Source organism: Vibrio sp. 03-59-1 (genome assembly GCF_013114135.1).
GTDB classification, from domain to species: Bacteria; Pseudomonadota; Gammaproteobacteria; order Enterobacterales; family Vibrionaceae; genus Vibrio; species Vibrio cortegadensis.
The window spans coordinates 265,196-275,742 of the sequence record NZ_VTYA01000005.1; the positions used below are offsets into that span (position 1 = coordinate 265,196).

Below are 10,547 nucleotides of genomic sequence, written 5' to 3' on the forward strand. Positions count from 1 at the left end.
TTCTTCTTATTGATTGGAATAAAAGCATTATGGCCACATTGCATGTAGGCGGAACACAATTAGAAACGAAAATGGTCAATGCTCCTTTGAACCGTATCTTCACACTCTCCCTAGGTGTCGTTTTCTTATTGGCAATGCACTTTTTCATGCCAAACCCTGGAGGTTCGGGGTTAGCACTATCTTTCAACCCGACCACATGGATAGCGTTTAGTTTCAGCATGGCCATTGGGCTCTACCAACTTGCGACCAATCGAGTCCTAAGGTATTCAAAGCTAACCATTGGCTTGTTTGTTTGCTGCATTCTGCTAACCGTGCCTATCTTTTATCTCAATGCGAATATTGAAAGTGTTAGTAATCGCTTACTTGGCCTTTGGGCTGGCTTCATATTTTTTGTGATCTTACAGCAATTCATGTTTAGTAATCGTCATAAACAGCGACTGCTCTGGCTTATCGTTCTTGCTGTCGTGATCCAATCTATTTTTGGGTTATACCAATACCTTCTGTTAGAACCGGGAAATATCTTTGGTTATAACACTCTATCGAATCGTCCATATGGTATTTTCCAGCAACCCAATGTTATGGCCAGTTTTCTGGCTACAGGGCTGATTCTATCTGGTTACCTTATTACTACGCAGCCACACAAGTACAACAAAAAACTAAATGAAGTCGCTCTGCTTTATATTGTTCCGTCTTTAACCGTTCCTCTACTCATTGCACTGGCGTCAAGAACTGGCTGGTTAGGCGCAATTGTCGGAACGATATGTATTCTTCCCTATCTTTACCGCTTCTCCACATTAAAACGCTGCGTTGGTTGGTGCATATCCGTATTGATTGGCCTTGTTCTCGGTGTAATGCTAATTCAGTCTGAAGATACTGGAGATGTAATCACCGCAAAAGCAGATTTAGAAACAGCAAGAACTTATATTTTTCCGCAAGCACTCGATATGGTGATAGAGAAGCCATTCACTGGTTACGGCTATGGTGAGTTTGAATCCCAATATATTTTGTATACCGCAAGGCAGCATCAATTAAACAAAGGTTATGCTCCTGGCCTGCCAGCGATGGATCACCCTCATAATGAACTATTATTATGGGGTGTCGAAGGTGGCGTTGTTCCAGTTATTGGTATTTTACTTGCCGCAATGCTTGTGTTGTCACGAATTTATACGGCAAAACGAGGCACAAGGCTGGCACTGTTCGCACTATTTATTCCCATTGTATTGCACTCCCAGCTAGAATATCCGTTTTACCATTCAGCCGCGCATTGGCTGATTTTCATTATTCTCATTTTTTGGGTTGATCAACGCGTATCCAAATATAAAACTCAGCCTTTTTCAGTAATCAGTAAAACATTATTCAGAGTCTTGAGCTTGGTTATCCCAATTCTGACCAGTTTTTATATGCTCAGTGCTTTGCACACTAACTACATACTGACTCAATTTGAACGTTCAGCTCCCAAAGATCCTGATATTTTAAAGCAAGTCACAAACCCCGTAGTTTGGAAGGACCGTTTTGATTGGGATGTTTACAGCACTTATCTCAATATTGGGTTATACACAGAAGATTCAGCTTTGATAAAACCATATGTATCTTGGTCTTTAGATATTATTAAAACCAAGCCGCGTCCAGCTTTCTACAGCAATCTTATTTTGGCTTATCAGGGGCTTAGCGACCCAAGTAGAGCTGAGCAAGTCAGGGCTGAAGCTCGTTTCTTGTTTCCAAATAAAGACTTCTCGAAGGTTCAATACACTCCGCCATCGTCAGCCGTCTCTCAATCTCCTGCAGCGAAACAATAGACACAAAAATGGCGAGTTAATAGCTCGCCATTTTAAATCGCACTAACTCAATACAGCTTAAGTCAGCGACTCTTCTAACGCTCGTAAGCATAACGACACATTTTCATTGCGTGCAGCATAACCCATCAAACCAATTCGCCAAGCTTTACCCGCCAAAGCGCCAAGGCCAGCACCAATCTCAAGGTTATACTCATTCAATAAATGCCCTCGAACCGCCGCTTCATCAATACCTTCTGGGATAAACACGGCATTAAGCTGAGGTAATCTGCTCGCTTCATCAACCACAAAGGTGAAACCCAGTCGCTCAAGGCCAATTTTCAGTTTTTCATGCATCTGTTTATGACGCTTCCAAGCTTGCTCAAGTCCTTCATTTTGTAGCAACACTAACGCTTCATGCAGTGCATACAAACTATTGACAGGTGCCGTGTGGTGATAGCTACGTTTTCCTTCTCCGCTCCAATAGCCCAACACTAAACTTTGATCAAGAAACCAACTCTGAATCGGCGTTGATCTCGATTCAATTTTTTCAATGGCTTTAGCAGAGAAAGTCAGAGGGGATAGGCCAGGAACACAAGACAGACACTTTTGGCTTCCTGAATAAACCGCGTCTAACTGCCATTCATCCACCAGCAAAGGCACACCACCTAAAGAGGTAACAGCATCGACAATCGTTAAAGCACCGTAATCTTTTGCTAACTTACCTAACGCTTGAGCATCACTCAATGCTCCTGTGGACGTTTCCGCATGGACAAAAGCGAGAACCTTCGTATCCGGGTTTTCAACTAATGCCTGCTCAACTTTACCAATGGAAACGAGTTTACCCCATTCATCGTCCACTAGGACTACTTCACCACCACAACGGATCACATTTTCACGCATTCGTTCGCCAAACACTCCATTGCGGCAAACAATCACTTTATCGCCTGGCTCGATGAGGTTAACAAAGCAAGCTTCCATGCCCGCACTACCTGGAGCTGAAACAGCAATAGTGAACTCATTTTCAGTCTGAAAGGCATACTTTAGTAGTTGTTTAAGTTCATCCATCATTTGAATAAAAAGTGGGTCAAGATGACCAACAGTTGGACGACTAAGCGCTTGTAAGACCTGCGGTGAGATATCCGATGGTCCCGGCCCCATCAATGTTCGATGTGGTGGAAAAAAACTTTGAATTGGCATAAACGCTCCTTGCGAATGGCTATATGAGTGAATAGGTTAATCGAATTTTCAGCGAACAACAATTCGACTCAAGTATGAGGTCAAACCAGTGTCACAAAAATGTTAAATTTATTTTATGCATAGTAATTGACTTTTCTTCCCTAAAAACGTTCAATGTCTAAGCTATCTAGCAGAAGAGGAGCATTGCCCAGGCAGATGTTTTGTGGAGCCTCAACTCCAATACAAACCATTCATGGGGAGCAATGCCGAGGTAATTCAAAGTTGTGGCTTTGAGTTGTCGGTTGAACGGGCTGAATCCCTTCGACTGTCATCAGTTCTATCTGATGAGGAGCTTCTGAGGTGTTCTATTCTATTATTGCCTCTGCTCAATTCTCTCTTCAAACATTGGATGTTGGATTACCAATCCGTAATTATTTATCAGGAAGTCGTGGGAGATATATCGTGAGCACATTGAATGTAGCTGGTTCCTTTAACGTTGCAAAATTTGGCGGGACAAGTGTCGCTAACTTTGAAGCAATGAGCCGTTGTGCTGCAGTTGTAGAAAACAACCCAAACACTAAACTCATCGTCAGCAGTGCGTGTTCTGGCGTGACGAATCTATTAGTTGAATTAGCGAATGGCGTTACCGAATCAACACGTCGCCAAGAGTTGATTAATAAGATTGATAAGATTCACAAAGCAATACTTAATCAATTAACTGACGCTCAGTCGATTAAACCATCAATCGATACCATATTGAGTGATGTTGCAAGTTTGGCTGAAGAATCGGCATCTCAGCCTTCCGCGAGACTCACCGATAGTCTTGTCGCTTGTGGCGAGTTAATGTCGACGCACATTTTGACTCAACTAATGCGAGAGCGTGGAATTCATGCAGTAAGGTTTGACATTCGCGAAATACTAAAAACTAATAGTGCGTTTGGAAAAGCAGAACCTCAATTAGACATCATTTCCTCACTCGCAAGTAAGAAGCTCTCTCCTCTTTGCCAAGAACATGTTGTTGTCACTCAAGGCTTCATTGGATCTGACTCAAACGGCCAAACTACTACACTTGGAAGAGGAGGCAGTGATTATAGTGCAGCTCTTATTGCTGAAGCAGTTTCAGCATCAGGTTTAGAAATTTGGACAGATGTCCCAGGTATCTACACTACAGATCCTCGTATTGCGCAAAAAGCCTCCCCAATTCCAGAAATTAGTTTTAGTGAAGCCTCTGAAATGGCCAATTTTGGGGCCAAGATCCTCCACCCTTCAACTTTATTACCTGCATTGCGACACCAGATCCCCGTTTTTGTTGGATCCTCAAAAGAACCAGAGAAAGGAGGGACATGGATTCGTCAAGAGGTCGCCAGCGCACCTCTTTTTAGGGCTCTCGCGTTACGCTGCAATCAAACCATGGTGACACTGCGCAGCCCAAACATGTTTCATGCTTACGGCTTTCTGGCCGATGTTTTCCAGATTCTAGCTAAGCATAAAATCTCTGTTGATTTAATCACCACATCTGAAGTAAGTGTCTCTCTCACTCTTGATCAAACCGATACCGCAGGCGGAGCACCTCAATTACCAAGCATTGTAAAACAAGAACTTGAAGCACTGTGCACCGTCGATGTAGAGCACAACCTCTGCCTTGTTGCCCTTATTGGTAATAACATGAGTGAAAGTAAAGGATACGCGAAACAGGTATTCAGCACGCTGGAAGATTTTAATTTACGCATGATTTGTTACGGTGCCAGCCCGCATAATCTATGCTTCTTACTCCACGAGTCGGTTGCCAAAAGCGCCATTCAAAAACTCCATCAAGAGTTATTTGAAGAGTCATAATTAATACGACCACGAACAAAAATGCCCGCTGATGATCAGCGGGCATTTTATTAAGACACTTTTCTAATTGATATTAGGCCCAAGCCATTTTTCGGCTTCCAACTTATCCCACCCTTTACGATCGGCATAGCTTTCCACTTGATCTTGTTGGATCTGCGCAATCGCAAAATAGCGAGAATCAGGGTGTGAGAAATACATTCCCGAAACCGACGCGCCCGGCCACATTGCATAGCTAGACGTCAATGACATACCAATCGCTTCTTCTACATTCATCAACGTCCATAATGTCCCTTTTTCTGTATGTTCAGGACATGCTGGATAACCAGGAGCAGGTCGGATCCCTTGGTATTTTTCACGGATCAATTCATCATTCGATAAATTCTCATCAACCGCATAACCCCAAATATCCTTACGTACTTTCTCATGCAAATATTCAGCGAAAGCTTCAGCTAAACGGTCAGCCACAGCTTGAATCATAATGGCATTATAATCATCGCCTTTAGCTTTATAATCGTCAGCCAGTTCACGCTCCCCAATGCCACCCGTCACCGCAAAGCCACCAATCCAATCCGCTTTACCACTCGATTTTGGTGCAATGTAATCAGACAGGCAGTAGTTAAACCCTTTCGGTTTAGCCGTCTGTTGACGTAAGTTATGCAAGATATCTAAGACTTCAGTGCGTGATTCATCTGAATACACTTCAATGTCATCATCAACACTATTTGCAGGGAAAAGTGCACACATACCACGAACTTTGAGCAATCCTTCTCGTTCTACCCGATCAAGTAACTCATTCGCGTCTTGATACAAGCGCTTCGCTTCTTCACCAACTTCTTCATGATCAAGAATTGCAGGATATTTCCCCATCAATGACCACGTCATAAAAAATGGCGTCCAGTCGATGTAATCTTTCAGTGTGGCAATGTCCACATCATCAAAAATATGGACTCCCGGTTTTTTAGGTGCTGGCGGTGTATAAGCTTGCCAATCAATCTCAACTCGATTCGCTCTTGCTTCTTCAAGTGTAATAGGTTTCGTTCGTGGTGTTTTGCGATTATGCTGGTCTCGAACTCGGTCATAATCTAGATCAAGCTTTTCAATGAAGGCTGGTTTTAGTTCATTAGAGAGTAAAGAAGTACAAACCCCAACCGCACGAGAAGCGTTGTTGACATAGACAACTGGCTGATTGTAGTTCTGTTCAATTTTAACTGCGGTGTGTGCTTTTGACGTTGTCGCACCGCCAATCAATAGTGGCAAATCAAATCCCTGTCGTTCCATCTCTTTTGCCACGTGTACCATCTCATCAAGCGAAGGCGTGATCAAACCTGATAATCCGATGATATCGACATTCTCTTCTTTGGCGACCTTCAGTATTTTTTCGCAAGGAACCATTACTCCTAAATCGATAATTTCATAGTTATTACACTGCAGCACAACCCCTACAATGTTTTTACCGATATCGTGAACATCTCCTTTTACAGTTGCGAGAAGAATTTTACCATTCGTGCTTCCCGCTTCTTTTGATGCATTGATAAAAGGCTCTAAGTGAGCAACGGCTTGCTTCATCACTCGGGCTGACTTAACCACTTGAGGCAAGAACATTTTCCCTTCACCAAAGAGGTCACCAACCACGTTCATCCCATCCATTAATGGGCCTTCTATCACTTCAATAGGACGACTCGCATTTGTTCGGGCTTCTTCAGTATCTTCGACAATAAAATCAGTGATCCCCTTGACTAAAGAGTGTTCTAAACGTTTCTCTACAGGCCAAGTTCGCCATTCAAGTGCTGACTTATCTTCAACTTTTCCTACAGCCCGCTCCAAGTATTCTGTCGCAATATCTAATAGACGCTCTGTCGAATCATCTCTTCTATTTAGGACTACATCTTCAACTGCTTCGCGTAAATCTTCAGGGACATTGTCGTAAATCTCAAGCTGGCCTGCGTTAACAATTCCCATATCCATACCATTTTTAAAACAGTGATATAGAAATACAGCATGGATAGCTTCACGAACGTAATTATTACCGCGAAATGAAAATGAGACGTTTGAAACACCACCAGAGATCATGGCATGAGGAAGTGTTCGTTTGATATCACCGACCGCTTCAATGAAATCGACCGCATAGTTATTATGCTCATCAATCCCTGTCGCAACGGCAAAGATATTGGGATCGAATATAATGTCTTCAGGTGGAAAGCCAACCTCATCGACAAGAATGTTATAGGCGTTAGTACAAATTTCTATTTTACGTTCACGTGTATCGGCCTGCCCAACTTCATCAAATGCCATAACAATCACAGCAGCACCATAGCGACGAACGAGCTTGGCTTGCTCTACAAACTTTTCTTTGCCCTCTTTAAGAGAGATCGAGTTAACAATACCTTTACCCTGAATGCATTTAAGTCCGGCTTCAATCACTTCCCATTTAGAGGAATCAACCATCACTGGGACTTTGGATATCTCGGGCTCAGAAGCACATAAATTAAGGAAGCGAACCATACACGCTTCGGCATCAAGCATTCCTTCATCCATGTTGATATCGATAATTTGGGCACCATTTTCAACTTGTTCCTGCGCAACACTTAGAGCTTCATCATAAAGTTCTTCTTTAATCAGACGTTTAAAGCGAGCAGAACCCGTAACATTGGTACGCTCACCAACGTTAACAAACAATGATTCTTTGGAAATAGTTAAAGGTTCTAAACCAGAAAGTCGACAAGCAATAGGAAGCTCTGGCAAAGCTCTTGGCGTAATATTTTCCACAGCCTGAGCCATCTGACGAATATGTTCAGGCGTTGTGCCACAACAGCCACCAATAAGGTTCAAAAATCCACTTTGAGCCCATTCTTTGACATGTTCAGCCATGTCTTCTGGTGACAAATCATATTCGCCAAATGCATTAGGGAGGCCTGCGTTAGGGTGAGCAGAAACACTACATTCAGAAATACGCGACAATTCATCAACATAGGGGCGAAGTTCATCTGGCCCCAAAGCACAGTTCAAACCGAACGATATAGGTCGTACATGCCTTAGTGCGTTGTAAAAAGCTTCTGTAGTTTGTCCTGATAAAGTACGCCCAGATGCATCTGTTATAGTTCCTGAGATCATGACAGGAAGCGAATAACCTAACTCATCAAAAACCGTTTCAACCGCGAATGCACATGCTTTAGCATTCAGAGTATCAAATATAGTTTCAATCAGGATGAGATCGCTCCCTCCCTCAATCAAGGCAAGCGTCGATTCAGAGTAAGCTTCTACTAATTCATCAAAAGAAACATTTCGGTAGCCAGGATCGTTCACATCTGGCGAAATGGAACAAGTTCGGTTAGTTGGACCTAATACACCTGCCACGTATCGCGGCTTATCAGGTGTCTTTTTAGTCCATTCGTCAGCTGCAGTTCGAGCGAGTTTAGCCGCAGCAAAGTTAATATCTCGACTCAGCGATTCCATGTCATAGTCAGCCATGGCAATGGTCGTCGCATTAAAGGTATTAGTTTCTAAAATATCAGCACCCGCTTCTAGGTACTGATGATGTATCTCACTAATAATTTGAGGTTGGCTAAGTACTAATAGGTCATTATTTCCTTTCAGATCGCAATGCCACTCAGAAAAACGCTCCCCTCGATACTCCTGTTCTTCGAGTTTGTAGCCCTGGATCATAGTTCCCATGCCACCATCAATAAGCAAAATCCTCTGCTTAAGTTGAGCTTCTATCTGTTTTCTTATATTGCTTCCCACAATACCACCTCATTCCTTTAGTTGTTCTAATATCCTATCACAGAAAAAGTAGAAATCTAGACGTCTATAACTCCTTTATTCTTGTTCAGAAGAAACTAATAACTTCACAGAGCATTAACAAAAACTGTTTGCTATTTGGGCTTTATCCGCTGAAAATATTATTCATATTTTGTTACAAATAGGTCCGTGAATGTCTGTCTATTACACTCTTTGCTTTTTATCCGCTGCTGCGATGATGATTGCTTTTATAAACAGCAAGATAGGAAAGATGCAAACCACCATTGCCATAACAGCTGGCGCTCTAATGTTATCTTTGCTTATCATTATTGCAGGACAAAATGATTGGTTTCAATTAACAGAAGTCGCCACAGATACGATGGCAACCATCAACTTTGAAGATTTCCTACTTAAGGGCATTTTAGGCTTTCTATTATTTGCAGGAGGTTTGGGGATAAAACTTCCGAATCTAAAAGATCAAAAGTGGGAAATCACGACATTAGCGTTAGGTGCTACATTATTCTCCACATTTTTCATTGGCTTCATTCTATATACATTCTGTCAACTCTTTGGAATTGATTTTGACTTAGTCTACTGCCTCTTGTTTGGATCACTAATATCTCCAACCGACCCTATCGCTGTGTTAGCTATAGTGAAAAAGCTTGATGCGCCAAAGCGGATATCAACTCAGATCGAGGGCGAATCGCTGTTCAATGATGGCTTTGGTTTGGTTATTTTTGTCACTTTATTCACTATTGCTTTTGGCACAGAACAACCAACAGCTAGAAGTGTCACCATGCTGTTTATCCAAGAAGGGCTGGGTGGCATAATCTACGGTTTCGCCTTAGGTCTTCTTTTTCACTACCTCATCAGTTCTACTAATGATCACTCTATGGAGCTGCTACTGACTATAGGCATCCCAACGGCTGGCTATGTATTTGCCGATGTTATACACGTTTCAGGGCCGCTTGCTATGGTTGTCTCTGGAATTATGATCGGCAACTGGACACGCTACATTGGTTTTTCGAAAGAGAGTGAAGAACATCTCGATCACTTTTGGGAACTCGTCGATGAGTTTTTAAACGGCGTGTTATTTCTATTAATTGGTATGTCGATGCTACTTTTTGAATTTCACCAAGAAGATTGGCTCTTAATGATATTCGCTATCCCACTTGTTCTTGTCAGTCGTTATTTGAGTGTGTGGATATCATACTTAGGCTTTCGTCGCTTTCGAACTTACAATCGATGGTCGATAAAAATACTGACTTGGGGTGGACTCAGAGGAGGGCTTGCGCTTGCAATGGCACTATCCATTCCATCGGGCGTAATGGTCATTCCAGATAAAATGATAGATGTTAAAGAGATTCTACTTGTCATGACATATGCCGTTGTTGTTTTCTCAATTCTAATTCAGGGATCAACGATTACACCACTAATAGAGAAAGCGAAAAAAGAAGAGAAAAATAACGTGTAATGATTATGCAATGGAGATTGGATCTTTTGTAAAAACCATGTTCGTGAATAAATTTAAACACTCCACTACATTCACTAATTGTAATTTATTCTCTAATTAAGGCTACCAGACTATTGTAATAACGATTGATGGATAGCCTTAATAATACTGACTTCAAAAACTTGTGAGCCAACAAAAAACCATTCAAATGAAAATACGATTACTGGCTCTTGAGCATTTTGATAAACATTACCACCCTAATTCTATCTATTACCTGCTTGAGCATATGGTTTTTTCGTGGATCACTTCTCGTTCGAAACATCCTAATACCAATTGGAGAAAAAATATGATCTAATTAGGGCGTCGCCATCTTACGGGTTATTGCTATGGATAGCCTTGATAATACTGATTTCAAAAAACTTGTGAGCCAACAAAAAACCATTCAAATGAAAATGCGATTACTGACTCTTGAGCACTTTAAGCGAGGAAAATCCCGCACTCAAATAGCGAAAGACCTGCAAGTCAGTCGTACTAGTGTGAATAAATGGGTTCGCCTTTTTTTGGAAGAA

At 42.0% G+C, this 10,547-nt stretch carries 6 protein-coding genes and 1 riboswitch; of the genes, 4 read left to right on the top strand and 2 right to left on the bottom strand.

What is annotated here, in order from left to right:
• Positions 1-29: 29 nt before the first annotated feature.
• Entirely contained in the window at positions 30-1,796 is a 1,767-nt protein-coding gene (locus tag F0249_RS07460) for a PglL family O-oligosaccharyltransferase (protein ID WP_171756256.1), read from the top strand.
• 57 nt (positions 1,797-1,853) lie between these two features.
• Here F0249_RS07460 and F0249_RS07465 read toward each other — a convergent pair whose 3' ends face one another.
• Entirely contained in the window at positions 1,854-2,972 is a 1,119-nt protein-coding gene (locus F0249_RS07465; protein ID WP_171756257.1) for an alanine--glyoxylate aminotransferase family protein, read from the bottom strand.
• A 165-nt stretch (positions 2,973-3,137) separates the two neighbouring features.
• Positions 3,138-3,314: riboswitch (Lysine riboswitch) on the top strand.
• A gap of 99 nt (positions 3,315-3,413) precedes the next feature.
• Between F0249_RS07465 and lysC the strand changes: the two genes are divergently transcribed.
• Positions 3,414-4,787, top strand: a complete 1,374-nt coding sequence (gene lysC, locus F0249_RS07470) for a lysine-sensitive aspartokinase 3 (protein ID WP_171756263.1) — start codon at positions 3,414-3,416, stop codon at positions 4,785-4,787.
• Positions 4,788-4,850: 63 nt separating this feature from the next.
• On the opposite strand, the gene metH is transcribed toward lysC, so the two are convergent.
• Positions 4,851-8,528, bottom strand: coding sequence for a methionine synthase (gene metH, locus F0249_RS07475; protein WP_136994214.1), 3,678 nt, complete (start codon positions 8,526-8,528; stop codon positions 4,851-4,853).
• A 190-nt stretch (positions 8,529-8,718) separates the two neighbouring features.
• Here metH and F0249_RS07480 point away from each other — a divergent pair, with 190 nt between their 5' ends.
• A complete protein-coding gene (locus F0249_RS07480) occupies positions 8,719-9,999 on the top strand; it encodes a sodium:proton antiporter (RefSeq protein ID WP_136994215.1) in 1,281 nt (426 codons plus the stop codon).
• A 365-nt stretch (positions 10,000-10,364) separates the two neighbouring features.
• The coding region (locus F0249_RS07485) for a helix-turn-helix domain-containing protein (RefSeq protein WP_171756258.1) at positions 10,365-10,547 on the top strand (183 nt) is incomplete at its 3' end.